15 protein-coding genes and 2 pseudogenes are annotated in these 21448 nt (G+C 45.9%); 2 read left to right on the forward strand and 15 right to left on the reverse strand.

All coding sequences use genetic code 11. The annotated features are described in order from the left end of the window. Positions 1–6: 6 nt before the first annotated feature. Together PaeBR_RS14695 and PaeBR_RS14700 are read right to left on the reverse strand one after the other, a co-directional pair. Positions 7–1179, reverse strand: coding sequence for a radical SAM protein (locus tag PaeBR_RS14695; RefSeq protein WP_410511317.1), 1173 nt, complete (start codon positions 1177–1179; stop codon positions 7–9). A 123-nt stretch (positions 1180–1302) separates the two neighbouring features. Then, positions 1303–2628: an APC family permease gene (locus tag PaeBR_RS14700; RefSeq protein WP_410511318.1), complete on the reverse strand. Its 1326-nt coding sequence runs from the start codon at positions 2626–2628 to the stop codon at positions 1303–1305. A gap of 124 nt (positions 2629–2752) precedes the next feature. Here PaeBR_RS14700 and PaeBR_RS14705 point away from each other — a divergent pair, with 124 nt between their 5' ends. Beyond that, the gene (locus PaeBR_RS14705) at positions 2753–4150 is read left to right on the forward strand and encodes a PLP-dependent aminotransferase family protein (protein ID WP_410515189.1); all 1398 of its coding nucleotides are present in this window, start codon (positions 2753–2755) and stop codon (positions 4148–4150) included. Between the two features lie 87 nt (positions 4151–4237). Here PaeBR_RS14705 and PaeBR_RS14710 read toward each other — a convergent pair whose 3' ends face one another. The 4 genes and pseudogenes from PaeBR_RS14710 to PaeBR_RS14725 all read right to left on the reverse strand — a co-directional run bounded on the left by PaeBR_RS14710 (position 4238) and on the right by PaeBR_RS14725 (position 7780). After that, entirely contained in the window at positions 4238–6670 is a 2433-nt protein-coding gene (locus PaeBR_RS14710) for a heavy metal translocating P-type ATPase (protein WP_410511319.1), read from the reverse strand. Between the two features lie 25 nt (positions 6671–6695). Continuing rightward, positions 6696–7022: a metal-sensitive transcriptional regulator gene (locus PaeBR_RS14715; protein WP_410511320.1), complete on the reverse strand. Its 327-nt coding sequence runs from the start codon at positions 7020–7022 to the stop codon at positions 6696–6698. 99 nt (positions 7023–7121) lie between these two features. Then, positions 7122–7226, reverse strand: a pseudogene (locus PaeBR_RS14720) (heavy-metal-associated domain-containing protein); the annotation flags it as partial. A 224-nt stretch (positions 7227–7450) separates the two neighbouring features. Beyond that, the gene (locus PaeBR_RS14725; RefSeq protein ID WP_410511321.1) at positions 7451–7780 is read right to left on the reverse strand and encodes a four-helix bundle copper-binding protein; all 330 of its coding nucleotides are present in this window, start codon (positions 7778–7780) and stop codon (positions 7451–7453) included. Positions 7781–8102: 322 nt separating this feature from the next. Between PaeBR_RS14725 and sleB the strand changes: the two genes are divergently transcribed. Next, positions 8103–8750, forward strand: coding sequence for a spore cortex-lytic enzyme (sleB, locus tag PaeBR_RS14730; protein WP_410511322.1), 648 nt, complete (start codon positions 8103–8105; stop codon positions 8748–8750). Positions 8751–9275: 525 nt separating this feature from the next. Here the strand turns inward: sleB and PaeBR_RS14735 are convergent. The 9 genes and pseudogenes from PaeBR_RS14735 to PaeBR_RS14775 all read right to left on the reverse strand — a co-directional run bounded on the left by PaeBR_RS14735 (position 9276) and on the right by PaeBR_RS14775 (position 21350). After that, positions 9276–10037, reverse strand: a complete 762-nt coding sequence (locus PaeBR_RS14735; protein ID WP_410511323.1) for a phosphosulfolactate synthase — start codon at positions 10035–10037, stop codon at positions 9276–9278. After that, complete coding sequence (locus PaeBR_RS14740; RefSeq protein ID WP_410511324.1) at positions 10034–10720, reverse strand: 2-phosphosulfolactate phosphatase; 687 nt, start codon at positions 10718–10720, stop codon at positions 10034–10036. The genes PaeBR_RS14735 and PaeBR_RS14740 overlap by 4 nt, the downstream gene beginning before the upstream one ends. A 209-nt stretch (positions 10721–10929) precedes the next feature. Then, positions 10930–11169, reverse strand: coding sequence for a polya polymerase (locus PaeBR_RS14745; protein WP_410511325.1), 240 nt, complete (start codon positions 11167–11169; stop codon positions 10930–10932). A 112-nt stretch (positions 11170–11281) separates the two neighbouring features. Continuing rightward, the gene (locus tag PaeBR_RS14750; protein WP_410511326.1) at positions 11282–12286 is read right to left on the reverse strand and encodes a LacI family DNA-binding transcriptional regulator; all 1005 of its coding nucleotides are present in this window, start codon (positions 12284–12286) and stop codon (positions 11282–11284) included. Between the two features lie 114 nt (positions 12287–12400). Then, positions 12401–14455 carry a methyl-accepting chemotaxis protein gene (locus tag PaeBR_RS14755; RefSeq protein ID WP_410511327.1) on the reverse strand — a complete coding sequence of 685 codons (2055 nt, stop codon included), beginning with the start codon at positions 14453–14455 and terminating at the stop codon, positions 12401–12403. A gap of 159 nt (positions 14456–14614) precedes the next feature. Then, entirely contained in the window at positions 14615–15613 is a 999-nt protein-coding gene (locus PaeBR_RS14760; RefSeq protein ID WP_410511328.1) for a LacI family DNA-binding transcriptional regulator, read from the reverse strand. Between the two features lie 1053 nt (positions 15614–16666). Further along, a pseudogene (locus PaeBR_RS14765) lies at positions 16667–18700 on the reverse strand (GH32 C-terminal domain-containing protein); the annotation flags it as partial. 119 nt (positions 18701–18819) lie between these two features. Beyond that, positions 18820–19791 (reverse strand): ABC transporter permease subunit, encoded by a 972-nt coding sequence (locus PaeBR_RS14770; RefSeq protein WP_410511329.1) that lies wholly within the window; start codon positions 19789–19791, stop codon positions 18820–18822. Continuing rightward, positions 19788–21350, reverse strand: a complete 1563-nt coding sequence (locus PaeBR_RS14775) for a sugar ABC transporter ATP-binding protein (protein ID WP_410511330.1) — start codon at positions 21348–21350, stop codon at positions 19788–19790. The genes PaeBR_RS14770 and PaeBR_RS14775 overlap by 4 nt, the downstream gene beginning before the upstream one ends. Positions 21351–21448 lie beyond the last annotated feature (98 nt).

The following is a 21448-nucleotide window of genomic DNA, read 5'->3' on the forward strand; positions in this document are numbered from 1 at the left end:
TGGTGTTTATACGATTCCGATCTCACGGTCGCTTAAATAACAGGAAGGGTCGGCGGCCCAGAAATCACCGCTGACCGAAGCGCGGGCTCGAAAATTGCCGTTACAAATATCAAGCCAAGCACATTCTCTGCAGCGCCCCTTCAGGAGAGACTTTCTGTCCCGCAGCCCGGCCATTACCGGGTGGGCAGCATCACGCCAGATTTCGCTAAATTTCTGCTCACGAATATTACCGATTTCGATGTCCCTGGTGAACTGGTCGGGATAGGCTCTACCATGCCAATCTACACAACCGATCGCCACCCCGGAACGATTGCCGCCATTTCGCCGAAGGAGTTCCAGAAGCTCGGCCGCATGTTCAGGGTTGTGTTCCTTCATCCATTGGTACAAATAAACCCCGTCCGCATGATTGTCCACGGTAAGCAGTTCTACCTGCTTGCCTTTGCTGTGCAAATCCATCGTTTTGGCGATAATCTTGTCAAGTGCTAGTCGTGATTGTTCTCGGGTAACATCCTCCTGCTGTAGGGCGCTCCCACGACCGGAATAGACGAGATGGTAGAAGCAGGCCCGGGGGATATTTTCCCGTTCAATTAAATCAAGGATTCCGTCCAGGTCACCGTACGTATGTTTACTGATCGTAAACCGGACCCCCACCTTCTGGCCGATGGACAAGCAATTACGTATGCCAGCCAAAGCCTGCTCAAAGGAACCCCTTTTGCCACGGAATATGTCATGACGCTCTCCCAGTCCATCCAGACTAATGCCGACATATTTGACGCCTGCTTCCTTTAGCATTCTTGCCTTGTCAGGAGTAATCAAAGTACCATTCGTGGACACAACCGGTCGCAGCCCTTTACTGGCGGCAAAAGAAATCAACTCAAAAATATCCTTACGAATCAGCGGTTCTCCACCGGAAAACAGCAGGACCGGCACTTGAAATGCAGCCAGATCCTCAATGAACTCTTTTGCTTCTGCCGTTGACATCTCATCGGGATCTTTCACGGCACAGGCATCCGCATAGCAATGTCTGCAGCTCAGGTTACATGCACGGGTCACATTCCATACAACAACAGGCCCTTTGCCTGCTGAAACACCATGCGGCTTGGCTCCCGCCGTAATTGCATAACGCAGGTGATCTCCTTCGCCCTTCATACCTGTGAGCAGTTTCGTAACATTTATCACTATAGCTACCTCTTTTCTCTACTTAATGCTATAGAACCAATCATCAACTATTATATATTATATTTGTGAATTATTTAACAAGGATAGCTTCATATAATCTTCATAATTCGTAGCTACTCCTTTTTATTCCTCTAGATTTAATTTATTGGCAGGAATACCGAGTCTTAATCCAAACAACGTTGCCCCGATCAATAGCCAGACTATACCAGTAAAGAATCCTGAACTTCCGACCGGAATGATCAAGGATATACATAACACGAGAGCAAGTGCCGGTAAAACGGGATAAAAAGGAACTTTGAAATGGTTTTGTCTTTCGTTTATCGATAAGCGTCTTCTGGAAATGAAGAAGGCAATCATGGTGAAGATAAAAGTTAATAAATACAAAAATCCCGTTGCTGATACCGCAATATTAATCGAACTGAACAGGGTAAATAGGACTTGAATGCCAACACCTAAAACAATAGCCCATACTGGGGTTTTTAGACGGGGATGTATGTACGATATTTTTTGGGGCAGCAGTCCGTTTCGTCCCATCGCAAAGGCTGTCCTCGAAATGGAAAGTATAAATGCATTTGCAGTAGCAGGCAGCGCGATGACGATGATAATATTGACAATAACAGGTCCTACATTACCCATAAATTGCTGGCTTGCCAGTGCGATTGGAACGGAAGACGCTCCAAGTTCTCCCCAAGGAACAACACCTATAGCCACGAACAGCATCCCTATATAAAGCAGAAGAACAACGCTGATGGAACCAAAAATTGCCCTTGGGATGATTTTTCGCGGATTTTTAATTTCCTCCCCCATAGCTACGATAGCATCCCAACCCACCATAGAAAGAAATCCAACCAATCCTGCAGCAAAAATTCCTTCAAGACCCTTTGGAGCAAAAGGTGTATATAAAGAGTAATCAACATGTTTGAAACCCATTGAGAAAAAGCCCAGTAACAATAGGATTTCAATGATCACTATACAGACTTGAACGATCCCGCTGAGCTTAACGCCCATAATGTTAAGAGCTCCTAATACCAATAAAAGAATAACCGCACTTAGGATGGGTGAAGCCCCGGTTAAAGCATTTAAATAGTTGCCGAATCCTTGAGATACAAAACTGCTTGCTGCCAACCATGCTCCCCAATAGGCCCAACCAACCAGAGTTCCAATCAGAGGTCCCATCGTTTCACGTACATATTCATAGGAGCCTCCGGCTCGAGGGTATCTGGTTGCCAATTCCGCATAACACAATCCCAACAGAATTTCGAGTACAGCAGCTAAAGTAAATGCTACCAATACGGATGGTCCTGCTTTACCGGCAGCCACACCACTTAATACAAAAATCCCTGCACCAACCATTGCTCCGATCCCCAAAGAAGTGGCTTCTTTAAAACCTAATGTTCTGTTGAGCTCCATATTGCGCTTCGATGAATCAATGACCATTACACATTTCATGTTAGTACCTCCATTGAAGAAAATATGAAAAATGCTATCTTTCTAAAAAATAACATGATAAATTGGTTTATTGTAGAGCCAATATTGCGAATTACAAGGGTACCACTTATAAGGAGTGCAAAAGATCATGTGGATTCTCATAGATAAGTTGTCGGACATGCCATTAATCAGACAAGTATATGAACATATCCGTACACAAATATTGCGGGGAGAATTAAAGACCGGGGACCGGCTGCCTTCTTCCCGTGAGTTGGCTTTTGACATTAAAGTTTCCCGTAATGTTGTTATTGAAGCCTACGAGCAACTCATTGCAGAGGGATACTTGGAGAGCCGTCAGGGATCAGGAACTTATGTGGCGGAAGGAACTTTTTTGGAGGAGTTGAATTATCACTTAGCGTTGCCTTCACTTCAGGCTGTGGAATCCAGGGAGAACCCTAAGGACGTGATTGATTTTCGATCCGGCATTCCTGATTTGGACTTATTCCCCCGAAAAATATGGGGGCAATTAGCATACCGTATGTCACTGGAGACCTCCCATACCGCATTTGGCTATGGAAATCCCGAGGGTCGTTTGGAGTTGCGGTTGGCATTAACGAAATATTTACTTCGAACTAGAGGCATTCGTTGCACTCCTGAACAGATAGTAGTGACCTCAGGAGCGACTCAAGCCTTTTCACTAATAGCCAAGCTTCTTCTCAAACCGGGAGATGAAGTAGTAATCGAGGATCCAGTAACGCATGAAATACAAACCATATTTACCGAACCCGGTTCCGTTCTTTGTCCAGTCCCGGTCGATGGATATGGCATGAAAACAGACCTGATCCCTCCTGATAAGAAACCGGCATTTATTTTTGTTACACCCTCCCACCAATTCCCTCTTGGGGGTATATTACCGATCCAGAGAAGACTGCAATTGATCAAGTTTGCCAGAGCAACCGACTGTTACATCGTTGAGGATGATTATGACAGCGAATTCCGCTATCTCGGGCCACCCATCAGCTCATTACAAGGGTTAGAGCCTGAACGAGTGATTTATGTTGGAACATTTAGTAAAATACTGTCTCCAGGTCTTCGGGTTGGATATCTTATTCTTCCCCCCTCCCTTACGGATCGCTGCAGGAATATAAAGTGGTTTAACGACCTTCATTCCCCGTCACTGGAACAGCTAACGCTAGCACGTTTTATTGAGGAAGGTCATTTAGAGAGACATGTTTCAAAAATGAAAAAGATTTACCGGCAGCGCCGCGAAACCTTAATAAATAGTCTTACACATCATTTTCCAAACCAGATCAAAATATCAGGTCATTCAACGGGTCTTCATTTCATAGTGGAATTTACTGAACTGGATTTCACAAAAGAGTTGCTTCAAAAAATATATGAGCATCATGTACGAGTCTACCCGGTAGAACTTCATACCATCTGCAAAGAAGATCATAATAACAAACTCATCCTAGGATACGGGAACGTGAGTATGGAGCTGATTGAGAAAGGAATTTTAAGATTGAGGAATGCAATGATGTGAGGGATACGGTCATCAGCAGCTAAAAAAACGACCGTTCCCCAGTGAAACACCGGAAAACGGTCCTTCTATACCTTAAGCATATTGCTATTACATTTTAACACGCTGCAACCGAAGTGCATTAAGAACTACAGAAACCGAGCTGAGTGCCATGGCTGCTCCTGCAACCCAAGGAGCCAAGAGTCCAATAGCCGCAATAGGAATTCCTAATGTGTTGTACGCCAACGCCCAGAACAGATTCTGGCGGATGTTCGTCATTGTTTTACGGCTCATATAAATAGCATCCGGAATGCTTGTGAGCTCCCCGCGAATAAGTGTGACGTCCGCAGCTTCCATGGCAACGTCTGTACCTGTTCCGATGGCCATCCCAATATCGGCCATTGCAAGTGCTGGAGCATCGTTGATACCGTCACCGACCATGGCCACTCTTTTCCCTTGAGCCTGGAGCTTCTTGACTTCCTCCGCTTTACCTTCTGGAAGAATTTCAGCGAGTACGTTCCGAATCCCGACCTGTTTCGCAATAGCTTGTGCGGTACGCTCATTATCTCCGGTAATCATGATAACTTCAATTCCCATCTGTTCAAGCCGCGCTACCGCCTCGCTTGATGTTTCTTTAATCGTATCGGCAACGGCTACCATGCCTGCATATACCCGGTCGATAGCGATCAGCATGGCTGTCTTCCCTTCCTCTTCGAGGGCCGACATTGCATTTAAAGCATCCTTGCTGTCCACCTCATATTTAGCCATCAGCTTCCGGGTACCGGCGAGAATTTCTTTCCCCTCGATTACTGCACGAATACCAAATCCGGGGATCGATTCAAATTCTTCTGCTGATGAAAGTTCGATGCCTTTGTTTCGAATACCGGATACGATTGCGTCTGCAAGAGGGTGTTCCGAGTTCTTTTCCGCTGATCCAACCAGCCTTAGAAAATCTTTCTCTTCCATTCCCACTGCACGCACATCAGTCAATTCCGGTTTGCCTTTGGTAATGGTCCCCGTTTTGTCGAGAATAATGGCATTAATCTTATGTGTTGATTCCAGGTGCTCGCCGCCTTTAAACAATATCCCCCATTCTGCAGCCCTGCCCGAGCCGGCCATGATTGAAGTAGGGGTTGCTAAACCGAGGGCGCATGGGCAGGCAATAACCAGCACCGCAATCGCATTTTCCAATGCTTCCGCAATATTACCCGGTGAGACTAAGAAATACCACACGATAAAGGTGATGACGGATATTCCGACAACAATCGGTACAAAAATGCCGGAAATTACATCCGCTACCCGCTGTATTGGAGCTTTAGAGCCCTGTGCCTCTTCAACAATTTTGATAATTTGAGCTAATGCAGTTTCTTTTCCAATTTTGGTGGCCTGAATCTTTAAAACGCCGTTTTTGTTAATGGTAGCCCCAATAACCTGATCTCCCGCATTTTTGCCCACGGGTATGCTTTCCCCTGTTAGCATGGATTCATCAACAGAAGAGTAGCCTTCTACAACCTCCCCGTCCACCGGAATCTTCTCGCCCGGCTTAACGATGATAAGATCTCCAACAATGACCTCTTCAATAGGAATGCTCACTTCCTGATTGTCCCGAATCACCAAGGCGGTTTTTGCCTGCAACCCCATTAAGGTTTTAATTGCCTCCGAGGTCCGACCTTTGGCCAGCGATTCAAATAATTTCCCGAGGATAACCAGAGTGATCAGAACAGCACTTGTCTCGTAATACATGTCCGGGCCATGATGAACATCAGCGCCTCTTATTACCCAATCAATGGTTAGATACAGGCTATAGAAATAGGCTGCCGAAGTCCCCAAAGCAACAAGAACGTCCATGTTTGCACTTTTATTTCTTAACGCTTTATAAGCTCCCACATAGAATTGTGCCCCTATATAAAATTGAACCGGGGTGGCGAGCAGGAATTGAAACCAGGGATTCATAAAAAGATCCGGTGTCCAAATCCAGGACATAAAAGAGATATGACTTACCATGGACCAGAGCAGCGGAAAAGATAAAACGGATGAAATAATGAGCTTTCTCTGTTGACCCTTGATTTCCCGCTTACGCAGCTCTGCCGGGTCCATTTGCTGTTCTTCGGAAAGAACAGCTTTATAACCGAGCTTCTGGACTCTTTGCTGCATATCGGAAATGGTAACATCGAGAGGGTTGTATTCCACATGTGCTTTTTCCATTGCAAAGTTAACGGTTGCTGAAGATACGCCGGGCATTTTATTTAATGTTTTCTCGATCTTTGCAGCACAGGCCGCGCAAGTCATGCCCATCAACTGAAAATCAACGCTTTCTTTAACGGTTCCATAACCCAGTTTTTCAATTTGTTCTTCAACATTCTTCAAGCTCAGTTGCCCCGGATTAAACGTTACCGTTGCTCTCTCCATGGCGAAGTTAACATTCGCTTCTTGAACGCCGTCCAGTTTCTTTAACCCTTTTTCGATCCGATTTGCGCAAGCAGCGCATGTCATTCCTGTAATTTGAAGAGTTTCCTGCTTATTTGCATTGTTTTGAGACTCCACTTATAATCCTCCTTTTCAGAGCAAGCTATTTCATTAATTTATTTACCGTAAGCAGAAGCTCATCAATTACAGCATGATCCCCCTCATGCAAACGATCTATAACACAGCTTTTCATATGATGCTCAAGCAGCATCTTGCCCACCCCATTCAGTGCAGACTGAATAGAAGAAATCTGGTTCAATACATCATCACAATAAGTATCCTTTTCTATAAGGCCTTTTACCCCTCGGACTTGACCTTCGATACGGTTTAGCCGTGTAATCAATTGTTTCTTTGTATTAGCGGAATGATGACTTTTACGCTCTTGAGAGTCTGAACAGTGCTGGGATTTCTCTTCTGTTATTTCGTCCATGTTCTTGTCTCCTTGCTGACTCTATATTAGAAAAATAAGCCGACCGGTTGGCGGCTTATTTTTTAGTTATTTACTTAACCTCATATCTTTGATCTTCTGAAGATCTACATTGCCCTCCACACCAATTTCTTTTAAAGCGCCTTTGATGGAGTTAACGCAGTGGTTACAGGACATTCCTTCTACAGTCAGTTTTGCATTTGTCATTTATTCCATCCCCTTTATTCATTATCTACATCCACCACACTATACCCCCCTAGGGTATTTGTCAAGTCATTTTGAAATTGCAGTCAGTGAATATTTTAGGAGCGAGTGCCTATTGTTTTAAAACTCTTTTTAAGCACGCTTATAAAGTTTTAAAGGACAAGCCCCTAGAGTATTAAATCACGGGCTTGTCCTTCTTAATTTACTTTCGTTTGAATTCCATTAGATTAAGCGGCCATGGCCCGACAAGCCTTAGCACATTTAAAGCATGCCTCCGCACAAAGTCGACAGTGCTCCGAATCATGTTTCTTACATTCGTTTCCACAGGCCTCACAGGCATCTGCACAAACCTTACAAATCTCTTTTGCATAGGCACTATTCATTGACATGGCTTGCGCAGCAAAAGCACAAATATCCGCGCATTCCCGATCAAGACGAATACATTCCTTCATCATTCCAACATGGCCTTCCTCTAAACAGGACGTGTAGCAATGGTTACAAGCTACCATACAACGGAGGCATTCTTCAATACAATCTTTAAACTGTTCATGGGACATTGGTAAGACTCCTTTCATGATCAATTTTAGATAACTCTCTCTTTTAGCCTTTTCTGAAGTAATAATTTTTATGCAGCTAATTAGATTCTATGTATTTCTCATTAAATTTTAAAGATTATCAAACGGCTCACGCTAAAATCAGTCACGATCCCCTCTTCCCATTTGCGCATCGTCTTTAATGTGCTTCGGAATTCCGCCGCCACTGCCGCTATTGTTATTGTTCATGTTGTTCCCCATACCTCCCGGGATTATCTTCTTCCAATAAGTGAGGGTTGTCTCATCTTAGATAGCCCCTTTATAATGCTCTCGAAAGGAGGCGACCATGAATATATCGAAAATTTTCGCCATTTTGCTGATTTGGATATTCGTAAGTGTGTCAATTCTAAGCAGCGGTACAGCCGATGCTGCGCCGGTACTCCAAAAGGGAAATCAGTCAGGGGATGTATGGGATCTCCAGTATCGGTTAAAAACACTGGGTGTTTATCCTCAGCCATTAGATGGCACTTATGGAACAAACACTAAAGCAGCCGTTTATAAGTTTCAAAAGAAATACGGCCTGCCAGCTGACGGAATTACAGGCGCCAAAACTTGGGCATTGTTAAAAAAACACTCTTTGAATATTTACGAAATGGATATCATGGCTAAAATCATATACAGTGAAGCACGTGGCGAGCCTTATACCGGCCAAGTTGCTGTTGGCGCTGTAGTTATGAACCGGATTCAATCAAATCAATTCCCAAATAATATCAAAGATGTAGTATTCCAACCTGGTGCATTTACGGCTGTAGATGATGGTCAATTTTGGCTCATTCCCAACCGGACAGCTTATTTAGCTGCTTTGGATGCCGTCCGTGGGTGGGACCCAACCAACCATTCACTCTATTATTTTAATCCGGATACAGCTACCAGCAGCTGGATTTGGACACGTTCCCAAAATCTTAAAATTGGAAAACATATCTTTGCCAATTAAAAAGCACTTTTTGAACAACACAAAGAAATCGCCCTAAAAGAGCGATTTCTTTTATAAAATCAGTAGCTAAACGTTAAATTGGGTAATTGCTTCTCTCGTTTCATTTACAGATTTGAACATAGTTTCCGATGCTTCTGTAATTTCTGTCAAGGCATGCACCTGAATATCGGATGCCTTTACGATCTCCTGTAAGTTAGAAGAGGTATTCTCAGCGATAGTAGAGACTTCCAGAATAGAATCCGATATTTGTTGAGTACCTTGTGAAATCTCTTTTGTAGCGTCGTAGACCTGTTTATTTTGTACAGCAATGGTTCGGGAATAGTTTGTAATTTCTTCAAGGGCAACACCTGCTTGGTAAATAACGCTGTCACGTTCACCCCAAACCAGATCATATTCTGGTGAAAACTTTTTACAGCTTGAGTATACTTCACGAATGGAAGCATGTCCTTGAAATTTGTTATTTCATCTCCGGCTGCATACACTGCGCTTCCAATTCCCATGATTGATTTTTATTAAAAGTTACTCCTAACCTAAGAAAAAGGTGTCCGACCTCAGCCCAAGCCTTAAGGTTTCCAACGGGATCGGGTCCGAGAAGGAAATGTTGCCAAGGTTGACATTAGGTCCGGCTAATTTGATAAAAGTAGTCTGTATTTTCTTGGATGGAGCTTCAAAAATGATTTTACGCAAATCAATTTCGGCTTCGATAATTCTATCAATGATCTCCAGTCTCATTTCTCCATCTTCCAGGCATATCCCGCTGGTACCACTTTCTCTGGCTTCAGTGATCACCTTTGCAGACCCCGCCTCCATATCCTCAAGGATCCACTCCACCCATTCGGAAGCCTCCTGATACTTGGCCTTCAAGCTGTCTTTGGCGCCCACTTCACTCATAACAATGAAATCCTTTGAAAATTCTTTAATATAGACAGCTTTTTCTTTATTGCTCATTTCAAGTGTTCCATTCGATATTTCGATATACCTGCTGTTAAACTTCCGGATAAAACGATCGAATTCACTCACTTTATTCTGGCTTACAAATTTCTCAAATAACGTCCCGCCGAAATAGAAGTCGACTTCGTTTTCCTGAAGACAGGCAATTTTTTCTTCCAGATGTTTGGTAACCACCGAGGTTCCCCACCCGAACTTTACAAAATCAATATATTGGCCTGAGCTGTTAATGGTATCTTTAAAAAAATGCAACGGGACGCCATTATCGATAAGCGCTGTAATTCCATCCAACCTCGGTTTGCTGCTTCTCTCCGGCAGGTTAAGTCCAGTATTAATCACAGATCCACCCTCTCAATCCTAGGGAAATTATTCTTCCGGTTCACTTTCATTACAAAGTTAAAACTCAGCTCATCCAGACACAGCTCTATATCGCCCGCCTTAAATTCTGGTCTGCTGTCGACAAAAAATTTATGCGCAGCTTCGGATTTCCTTATTCTGAGCGCGGTGTCACCCGCAAGCTTATAATCACGGTTCTCTATGATCTCCTTCATAAACTCCGCGCAGGCAAGGTCCTCATCCCCGGTTGGATGGGAAGCGATGATTTGAATTTTTTGATGTGCCCCATATTTCTTCTCAATGTATTCCGCTGTTGTTTTCGCGTTCGAAAAACCGGTAACAAACACATGATCTGCGTTTAACGCATTCAAAGCCGCTTTCACACCATTGGTTGTTTTCTGGACAAGTGTCTTACCGGCCAGCTCTGTTTCAAGAAGATTTACCGGAGAATTATCCAGATCAAACCCGGCAATATACAACCCATTTATTTCCCCGGCCAGCATGTATTCAGGGTGTTCTTCCTTCAGTTGAAATGCTAAATCGGTGGTCTCAGCCAGCAGAATCTCTTTAGTTCCTTTAATAAAAGCATAGTGGGCAAAGGTAAAAGCCCGTATGACGTCGATGACAACATTCACATCGGCATGAGCCAGATGATGAGAGTGCCCCTGAAATATGTTAACTGGCAACCTGTGCGCCTCCCCTTTTATCAGCATATACCCAGTGTATTCCCTCAAGTTCAGATGGTTACCAGCCCGGATTGGCACACAAATAAGGATCATAGCTTTACACTTCCGGATGAAGGTCAATCCCTTTTTCGGCACATCGTTTCGTTCCACAAAAAAGCCTACCGAGGCCGGTAGGCTTTTTTGGATTCACTTACCTAAAATTCATTCTACTAATTGTCCCCCTGCATAATAAAACGGAACAGTAAGTCCACATCTTCCGGCTCATGCGCTACGATTTCAATATCCCTGATTTCTGCTTCTTTGAACATTTTGCTGAGTGCAACATATTGGGACAATTTCGATCTGAGATTTAGACGGTCTCCTTCTGTCGTAACCAGTTCTACCACACCTTTGCATTTATCCAGTACCTCGAAAAAACCATCGACATTTTCAAGCTTATAAATTTTCATAAGAGCCACTCCTTCTTTTTTCAATCTGTTAAATCGATTACGTAATCGATTTAACAGATTGAAAATAAAAAGCGATTGAACAGAAATGTGGTTAATCGCTCGCTTCTTATTTTCAGAATGAATTTCTTAAAATCAGCTCGGCGGGCAGCCGGTATTCCCTGTATTCCTTCTGCGGATTCTGAATCCGGCTCATCATCACCTCCGCTGACTTCTGTCCCAGTTCGAAAGAACGCTGGCGTATAACGGAAAGCGGCGGGTCCATGACCTCGGTCCATTCATAATCATCGAAGATGATCAGCCCCAGTTCCTCAGGTACCTTCACCTTAGAGTCGCGAATATAGCTTACAACGCCTTTTCCCATTATATTATTGGCGACAAACAGTCCATCAACCTGATGATCGCTGATTAAGGTCCGAGCATAATTATAGCCGTTCGCAGCGCTGATCTCACCAATCAGCACCAGGGATTCGTCAAAGGGGAGTCCACACTCCATCAAGGCCTGCTTGTATCCCTGAAACCTTTCATTCACTGAGGTAAGGCTCAATTCTTCCGATATGTATCCAATCCTTTTAATACCCTTATCTACCATCGCTTTAATTCCGCTGCAGGTACCTTCCACACTCTCGGAAACAATACAATCTCCATACTTACTGTTGCTCTTGGGTTTACGGTCAACAAATACAATAGGGTAATCCCCGAATACCCCTTCCTTATAATACGATGCCCCTTCAATCGGAGCGATTATCAATCCGTCTATATTCTGGGTATTGAACATCTTTATGCAGCGAATTTCTTCATCGTAATTTTCCTGTGAATTGCTGAGCAATAAATGGTATCCCTCGTTTTTCAGAACGCTTTCAATTCCATTGGCGATGGACATGAAGAAATGGTTCGAGTTATCCGTGTTTTTGATAGGAACAATCAGTCCAATAATAAATGACTTTTTGTTTCGCAAGGATCTCGCTACAGGATTAGGGGTATAGTCCAGTTCCTCCATAGCCAATTTGACCTTGGTCTCCACTTCATGCGATACGTATCGTGTTTTGTTAATAACATGGGACACCGTTGCAGTGGAAACACCTGCATGCTTCGCTACATCTTTAATTCGGACAGCCATGCGATAACCTCATTTTAAAGTGTTTATTACTTACATTACTGCGAGATGTAACAACTGTCAAATATCGCGCGGAACACACAGGTCAGCATTTCATTTATTCGGAAGAGCTGTAATTTATAGCTTAAATGCCTCTACGGAGATCCTTAACTCTTCTGCCAGAGAGGATAGAATACTTGCGCTTGAGAACACCTCCTCCATGGATGCCATCTGCTCTTGCGTTGCGGCGGATACGGAATGAGACCTGTCTGCGGATCCTTCACAGATCCGGGTAATTTGCCCGACCGAGTCCATAACATCCGCCATATCCAATCGGATGTCTTCTATGGCTTCTGCAACAGCCCCCGTATCACCGGTTATTTCCCTTACTGCCGATAGAATGCTGTCGAACGCCTGACCCGCAGATTCAGTTTTCTCTTTGCCGGCAAACACATCCTGCTTGATTCCTTCCATTACAGATACGGTATTCAGAATATCGGCTTGAACTCCTGCGATTAATTCCTGAATCTCTGTTCCCGCTTGTGAAGAGTTCTCAGCAAGGTTTCGAATCTCTTGAGCAAGAACAGTGAACGCCCGTCCGTTAGGTCCAGACTGTGAAGCCGTTATTCCGGCGTTTAAAGCCAGAATTCTCGTGCGCCCGGACAGCTGCGTTACCAGATCCACGATACCGTTGATCCTCTTGGATTTATCATGCAGCTCTTTAATATGCAGGACAGCTGTTTCAGTCTGGTTGTACATGTCCTGAATTCGCAAGACCGCCTCCTGAATTTCCTGGTTGCCTGCCTGAGCTCGCTTTAAAGTCAGTTGAGCAGATTCTGTTACCCCTGTAATCCTTTGTGCCATCGTATCCATCCTTTGATACGCACCCGCAATCTTGCCGTTCATTTCATGAGTGGTCTCGGCCTGAACACTGCTGCCCAGGGCAACCTCCTGAATTTGCAGAGCGATCTCTTCAGCGGCTTTCGAAGTCTGCTCCGTGTTGGCCGTTAGAAGCACTGAGGTGCCGGCAACCTGTCCAGAGGTTTCATACACAGATCTTAAGATTTGCTTTAAATGAAGAACAGTACCGTTAAGCTGCTCCGACATCCTGCCCAGTTCATCTCTTGTGGTCACCTCAATGGCATTCGTGAAGTCTCCTTGTGCCATATTGAAGGCCAGAAGGTTCACTTTGCGGATTTGAAGCGTTAAATAACGGGAGAAGAGGTAAATGACAAGGACAACAAACAGCAGTGCACCACTGATGATCGCTGCAGATTTCACCAACAGTGCTTTTAATGGAGCGAGCAGTTCCGCTTCGGGAATAACAAGCGCCAGCTTCCATGACGTTTCAGGAACGTCTTTGTAGAAAACCCGGTAGTTCTCCCCTTTATTCGCATAAGAGGTTGATCCGGCCTCGTTGGTGAGCATGACTTTTCCCGCAGCGGCAAGGCTTTCGTTGGAATCAGTGGTTACGTTTGCGGTCAGCATTTTCTTCTTGTCCGGATCCACAATATAGACTCCGCGTTTGTCCACAAGAAAAGCCCAGCCTGCATCACCCGGTTTAATCGCAGATACCGTGTTTTTCAAATTCTCCAGATTAATATTGGCTGAGATGGCCCCTCTAAACTTCCCGTCATAATTGTAAAACGGGGCCGAAGCCGTCAAAATCGTGGCATCCGAGTTCTCATCATAATAAGGGTCACTCCAAACAATGCTGTCAGTGGTTGCCTCTGCCGCCTTATACCATAACTGGGAGGGGTAATTATAGCTTTCGGTATTGTAATCCTCAGAATACAGAATTTGGTCATTAAAGCGATAAGCATATGAACCGAATAATTTTAGATATTTCTTATATTGATACGGTTCGTACCAGACGCCAATCCCGAAGGTTTCCTCGTTGGTCGTTAAATACTTGCCGATCAGTGAATACATCGTATCTTTGGAAATTTGGTCCCCGGTCGATTCCATGGTTCGCGCCAGTGTCTCAGGCAGTTTCAAATGGGCGGTCAGCTTGTTTTGCATCTGTTCGATAGTCGCATTCAATAAATACTGCATCTTGGTATCTATTTCCTGATTCATCAGCTCTTTAGAGCTGAAGTACGTAAACCCTGACAGGAGAGCCATAGCCAGCAGCAGCATGGGTAGAATAAAAGCATATATTTTCGAGCGCAAGCTTTTAAATTGTAATTTCATCATACCTAATCCCCTTGAGTAGTAGAAAATAATATGACATAATACAAATGACAAAGTATGGTGGCGACCATTATAACTCCCCATATACGTCAATCAGCCGAGAGTGAATGCAGACGATATCTATTTAGCCGTAGATCGTTCGGGTTCGCTCTCTTTTATTTAAAATGACTCGCGGACAACCAGCTCAGCTTCAAACATATAGCCCCGGTTTTTCAGCCCCGCTTTTTGAATACGATGGATAAGCATTTCCGCCGCCTTTTTTCCCAGCTCGTTGGAGGGCTGCCTGATTACCGATAATGCGGGGTGGACAATTTCTGTCCATTCGTAATCATCGAACCCGATGAGCGCTATGTCCTCTGGAATTCTGATGTTGTTCTCTTTCAGGTATTTGACAGCTCCCAGACTCATGGCGTTATTGGCGACGAACAGTGCTGTTGCTCCCTCCTCTTGAAGTAACTGTCCGGCCAGCTCATACCCCGTCTCCCAGCTCATATCGCCTATTTTTAGCAGAGATTCATTGAAATCGACCTTGTAATCACTGAGTGCCTGGCGGTAACCATCCATTCTCTCTTTACTCGTGGAAATATCCGGAAGTCCTGCAATACATCCGATTTTGCGGTGTCCTTTGTCCAACAGTGCGGTAACTCCGCAATATGCTCCCTTTGTCCCGTCCACCAGTACCCAGTCACCCGGGGGTTCAGCAGGCTTACGGTCGATAAATACAACAGGATAATCACCGAACAGTTTATCTGTTTCACTGCAAAGCTTTGAAGTGGGTGCGATAATCAATCCGTCAATATTCTGTGTGTTGAACATTTTAATCCGTTCGATTTCTTCGAGATGATTCTCTTGAGAATTGCTGAGCAGCAAATGATAGCCGTACTTTTTCAATATACATTCAATCCCATTTGCAACCGATAAGAAGAAGTTGTTGGCATTGTCGTTTGCTTTGATCGGGACGATCAGGCCTATCGTATTGCTCTTGCGGCTGCGAAGAGAACGCGCTACAGAGTTAGGGATATAATCCAACTGTTTCATAGCCTTGGTTACTTTTTGCCGCACTTCTGCGGACACGTTCTTTGTGCTGTTGATAACATGCGATACGGTAGCCGTGGAAACACCTGCTTCGATGGCGACATCTTTAATTTTGACTTTCATTTCTCCACATCGCTTCCTGTAGCTGTTTTTAATATGAGGATGGACAATCACAGGCATTGGCCATCCTCATGCAGTTTTCTAGAGAGCCGTCTGAACGTTCACATCATCCAGATTGATATGCCCCCAGCCGCCGGTTTCCCGATCTATTAATTGAATGTAAAAGCTTTCGCCAAGAAACTTTCCAGCATCCCAAGTGACCCTGCGGTAATTCTCGGAATCCTGACCGGTTTCCTTGAACAGCACCGCACCGTCGGAGGCTCTAACCAGGGCGACAAACAAGTTAGCAATATTGTGCCCACCGCTTACGAGCAGGTCAATTTTACCGCTTCCGCCGAGCTTGAAGGTTGCGCTTCGCATCTCTCCCACTCCTGCGTCTCCGCCATCCTTATGGCTCCATAAGTGGTATGCGCCCTGTGGATTGAAACTTCCTCCCCAGTAGGTCGTGTCCGTCGCAACATCCGCGCCGCTGAACGCATTGCCGCTGACGATTGTCCATCCAAGCAGGTTCCCCATCTCAAAGTCATGATTAACCAGTTCTCCAGTTGCGCCAGTATTCACAGCTTTCACATCCTGGAACTGAGCCGTACCGTTCCATACATTCAAACCGAATCGTCCTGAGGAAAAGGATGAGTCGTTCACATTAATCAGCAAAGCGTCATCGATGTATACCTTAATATTGGGGCCGTAAGCGGTCACCTTGAGGTTGTAAACCGTATTGTTGTTTACCGTCCCTCTCACTTCTTTCAAAATGGTCGCCTGCCCGTTGACTATTTTGAACAGCTTGACGACTTTGTTTAGGGCATCGACATTCGCGACGTAAGCATTGGATGCGGTGGCGTTCGAGCGGAATACCAGGGCCCCTGCACCTCCGCTGCTTACGATGATTTTTCCTTCATAGCGGAAATCCGTTCCCGTTTGTTCTGCAAGCATAAATCCGTCAGTCGTATGCGTGCCCTGTTTTCCGCTGCCGGTATCGATCCAGCTGCCGCTAACATTGGAGAAGCCAGACAAATTCGTACTGAAGAAAGGCTGTGCGCCCGAAGGAATTAGCTTGATATTCTGAAAAAAGGTATTGGAATTCCAGACATTCAGGCCTGCATTGCCGCTTGCATACGTACTGTCATTGGCATCGATGACCATTGCCTGATCCACATAAACCTTCATATTCGATCCTGCGGCTTCCACCTTCAGATGGTAGCCCCGGTTCGTATCGATTGGCATGGCGGCAACTTTAATTTCCGTCAATGAACCGGCGCTATTCATGCGGATCAGCTTCACACTGTCGTTTACCGCGTCGATATTGGCGAAATACCCGGCGGTTGCCGATGGATTGCTGCGAAACAACAGGGCTCCCGCTCCTTTTCCAAGACCGTCTGTAATCTTGACATCGGCTTCATAAACGAAGTTTGCCGCTGTATTTTCCGACACGATAAACCCGTTATCCGAGCTTCTTCCCTGCTTCCCGGATACGGTGTCGGCCCATAACCCGCTCTGCGTCGTCCAGCCTCCGATGTTCGAAACTACCGGAGTTACACCGGGTGCCCGCTGCAGCGGATACACTTGTAAGGAAGTCAGCGACGCATTGCCGCCATTTGCATAAATCTCAAGACCGTTACCGGATTTACCTGGGAAAATCAGATTGCTCATGCTTACGATGCCATCATTTCCGAACACCTCGACGGATGAACGATCCACAAAAATGCGCATTTTTACCACATTGTTGACCGGCTGCAGAACTGCCTCGTATTTGCCGGCAAAGCCTGCGTTAAAGGAGCTTGTTCCGGAATTTGTCCGGTCCGTAAACAGCTTGCCAACCGCGCGGTTATAGCCGATAACGGTTTCCTGTCCGTTTCCTTTGCGGATTTTGAAGCCATATTCGGAAGCGGTTGAAGTATTGTTCTGAAATTCGGCTACAATCTCGTAAGCGTCTCCTGTGAATGAGGACAGCAAGTTGCTGTTCGAGGACGAAGCAGGCGCTATGGTTTGATTGCTCCAGCTATAGGCAGGCTCACGCAAACCATTTAATTCACTCACCGCAGTCTGTACAGCCCGGATGCCTTGGGCCGTATTGGTCAGTTTGAGTTCGCGGGGAATGCTCATCGCGCTTCGCCAAGGCGTCGTCAAGGCGTCATTGGCATATTGCCAATTGCTCATCCACCCCAGCCACAAACGGCGTCCGTCCGCTGCAGGCACATCGCTCCAGGATACGGCGGCGTAGAAATCCTTGCCGTAATCGCTCCACAGTACATTACCGGCAGGGTTGCTGTTTACAAAGGTTTTACCGTCAAACGTTCCAACAAAATACTGCATGCCCGATCCGCCGCCCGGATTGCCGTTGCCAATGCTGACCTGCATCACCCATTTTTTGTTCTGGGGATTGCCGTCAACCGGCAGTTCAAACAAATCCGGGCACTCCCATACGCCGCCGTGCGAGCCCTGACCGACACCGAAGTCACTTTCAAAGGCCCAGCTTTTTAAATTGGCGGAGCTGTAAATTTTGACCCGGTCCCCCGCGGCCAGCAGCATAACCCATTTACTTGTCGGCTCATGCCAGAACACTTTCGGGTCCCGGAAATCCGCGATTCCCGGATTCGGAATCACCGGGTTGCCGCTGTATTTGGTCCAGATTCTACCCTTATCCGTACTGTAGGCAATGCTTTGCACCTGGGAATTGGAAACGCCGTCTTTATTCTGGGTATACATGGCGATCATGGCTTCCTTGCCAAAACCCGCCGTATTGTTCCAGTCAATCACTGCGCTCCCCGAGAAAATATCTCCCTTGTCATCCGGGTACAGCGCCATCGGCAGCTGCTCCCATTTCACCAAATCCTTGCTGACCGCATGTCCCCAATGCATCGGGCCCCACTGCAGACCGTAGGGATAGTATTGATAAAATAAATGATACTCTCCCGCGTAATAGACCATCCCGTTCGGATCATTCATCCAGTTCGCTTCCGGTGTAAAGTGAACCTGCGGACGATATTCCTCATCATAATAACCGGCATCCTTTGCATAGAGCTGTCCAGAGAACAGGGGAAGCAGGCTTAACAGAGCTGCAAGAACAGTAAGAACTAGCCTTTTTCTCAACATTGCACTTCCTTTCGCGGCTGTTTATTTTTTTGATAGCGTTTACAAATCCTGCAAAAAAACATCCCTGCCCAGACCCCTAAGTACGATGAAAGGCTGCGGCAAGGACGTGTTACGATTTAGTTGCGAAGCTTATCGAGCAGAACGGCAATAACGATGACCAGACCTTTGACAATCATTTGCCAATAGAAATCGACATTCAATAGAGTCAAGCCATTGCTTAGTACAGCCATAATCAGTACACCAATGATCGTGCCCTGAATTTTGCCGACGCCGCCGACAAAACTCGTTCCTCCCAGGATAACGGCGGCAATTGCATCCAGCTCGAAGCTGATGCCGGCATTCGGCTGACCGGAAATAACGCGTCCCGCCATAACCACGCCTGCTATTCCCGCCATCAGACCACTGATGGAGTATACATTGATTAACGTTCTCTCCACCTTGATGCCAGTCAGACGGGCCGCTTCCTCATTTCCGCCGATCGCATAGACATGGCGGCCGAACATGGTATACTTCAGGACGAAGAACATAACGGCATAGACTACGGCCATGATGTAGATGGGAGTCGGTATGCCGAGAATGGTGCCTGCTCCGAAAAAGATAAAGAATTTGCTCTTCAGTACGAGCGGCAGTCCTCCGCTGATTACAAAGGCGATCCCGCGTAAAAAGGTCATGCTCCCGAGCGTAACGACGAACGCGGGCAGCTTTGTTACCGCCGTAAAGTACCCGTTAATCACTCCTGCGAGATATCCTACACCTGCTCCGGACAGCATTGCGATCAGGGGCGGTACGCCGGCATTGGAAAGCATGACGGAAATAACACCCGATAACGCCAGAGTGGATCCGACCGAGAGATCGATTCCCCCTGTGAGTATAACCACAGTCATCCCGGCAGCCAGTACTGCGGTAATAGACGATTGCTTCAGAATATTGAGTATATTGTTGACCTCTGTAAAATACGGAGCGAATAACGCCATAATGATGCAGAGCAGAATCAATATAATGAGCATTCCAAGCTGGTTCCAGACCGGAAGCACTTTTTGTTTAAGCGTTAAGGGGCTCCCGGAGCTCAATTGAGTATTTGTATTCATTTTTTTATCTCCCCTGTTGCAAAGTACATGATTTTTTCTTGAGTGGCCTCTTCCCTTGACAGCTCGGCCTTCAGCTTGCCTTCATGCATCACCAGAACCCGGTCGCTGACCGCCAGTATTTCCGGGAGTTCAGAGGAAACCATCAGGACTGCCAGTCCTTTTTCCGCCAACTGACAGATGATTTTATGAATCTCCGTTTTTGCACCGACGTCTACTCCGCGGGTAGGCTCATCCAGCAGCAGCACCTTCGGGCCGATGGACAGCCATCTGGCGATAACGACCTTCTGCTGATTTCCTCCGCTGAGCCCCATAACATTTTGCTCGGGAGATGCCAAGCGGACACCCAAATTCTTAATGTACTTGTCAATTTCAGGATTCATGCTTTCATACCGAAGCACTCCCGCTTTCCGGTACGTATGCATTTGGTTCATGATAATATTCTCTTTGACCGACAAATTCGGGAATAAGCCTTGTTCCTTCCGGCTTTCCGGGACGTGGGCGATGCCGAGCTCCATAGCTTCAATCGGAGATTTGATCGTTACGGGACTGCCGTTCAGCCGGATTTCTCCGCTGGTCATTTTTCGGATCCCGAATATGGTCCGGAAAAGCTCCGTCCGTCCCGCACCGACCAGCCCTGCCAATCCCAAAATCTCTCCGGGATAAATTTTAAGCGATACCTTGTCCACGAAGCCATTATCCGATACGTTTATCAATTCAAGCACCGGTTCCCTGACCGAAGAATCCAGCGGGGTAAATGTCTTCTGAAACAAGTCGTTCAGTTCCCGTCCTACCATTTGCTTAACCAACTGCTCCGGATTAGTCTCGGCGATAGGATGGCTGGAAATCCACTGACCGTCGCGCAGTACCGTACACCGGTCTGATATCTTGAAAATTTCATCCATGCGGTGAGAAATATAGACGATGGCAACGCCTCTTTTTCTGAGATCGTTTATAATGACAAACAGCTTGTCGATTTCTTTATCCGTAAGCGATGCCGTCGGTTCATCCATGATTAATACTTCGGAGTTAAAAGAAAGCGCCCTGGCAATTTCAACAATTTGCTGCTGAGCAACACTCAAGTCGGAAACCTTTGTTCTCGGGTTCAGTGTAGAGCCGATGGATTCAAGAACGATTTTTGCCTGCTTGTGAATAGCGTCCCATTGAATAAGTCCCCATGAATTTTTCGGAAATTTGGTGCCCATCAGGATATTTTCACCTATCGTTAAATTGGGCGACAGGCTGATTTCCTGATGAATTACACTGATTCCTTTGCCTCTGGCCTCGAGTGGACTGTGCCAGACCATTTCCTGTCCCTGATAGATGATTTTCCCGGAATCCGGACGGTAAATCCCGGCCATGATTTTCATCAGGGTGGATTTACCGGCACCGTTTTCCCCCATCAATGCGTGAACTTCCCCTTTGTACAAATCGAGATGAATATCCCGCAGTACTTTTACGCCTGAAAAGGATTTATTGATAGAGTCCATCGTCAGTATTATTTCTTTCGCCTGGCCGCAAGGCGGCTTCCGGCCCGTTCTTGATTCCACAACAGAAGACACAGTTTATTCCTCCTTCACTCCCATGCTGCTTCTATAAACAATTTGGTTTCAGACCGGGAAGAAGGGGGATGGCTCCCTCCATAAGCAAAACCATCTCC

It is taken from the genome of Paenibacillus sp. BR2-3 (assembly GCF_046529485.1).
In the GTDB taxonomy this organism is placed as follows: domain Bacteria; phylum Bacillota; class Bacilli; order Paenibacillales; family Paenibacillaceae; genus Paenibacillus_AQ.

Coding starts and splice junctions, on each gene's coding strand:
- PaeBR_RS14700 (WP_410511318.1), bottom strand. CDS start 2,628: ATGAAATGTGTAATGGTCATTGATTCATCGAAGCGCAATATGGAGCTC.
- PaeBR_RS14715 (WP_410511320.1), bottom strand. CDS start 7,022: ATGGACGAAATAACAGAAGAGAAATCCCAGCACTGTTCAGACTCTCAA.
- PaeBR_RS14750 (WP_410511326.1), bottom strand. CDS start 12,286: ATGGCTGTCCGAATTAAAGATGTAGCGAAGCATGCAGGTGTTTCCACT.
- PaeBR_RS14770 (WP_410511329.1), bottom strand. CDS start 19,791: ATGAATACAAATACTCAATTGAGCTCCGGGAGCCCCTTAACGCTTAAA.
- sleB (WP_410511322.1), top strand. CDS start 8,103: ATGAATATATCGAAAATTTTCGCCATTTTGCTGATTTGGATATTCGTA.
- PaeBR_RS14755 (WP_410511327.1), bottom strand. CDS start 14,455: ATGAAATTACAATTTAAAAGCTTGCGCTCGAAAATATATGCTTTTATT.
- PaeBR_RS14745 (WP_410511325.1), bottom strand. CDS start 11,169: ATGAAAATTTATAAGCTTGAAAATGTCGATGGTTTTTTCGAGGTACTG.
- PaeBR_RS14725 (WP_410511321.1), bottom strand. CDS start 7,780: ATGTCCCATGAACAGTTTAAAGATTGTATTGAAGAATGCCTCCGTTGT.
- PaeBR_RS14760 (WP_410511328.1), bottom strand. CDS start 15,613: ATGAAAGTCAAAATTAAAGATGTCGCCATCGAAGCAGGTGTTTCCACG.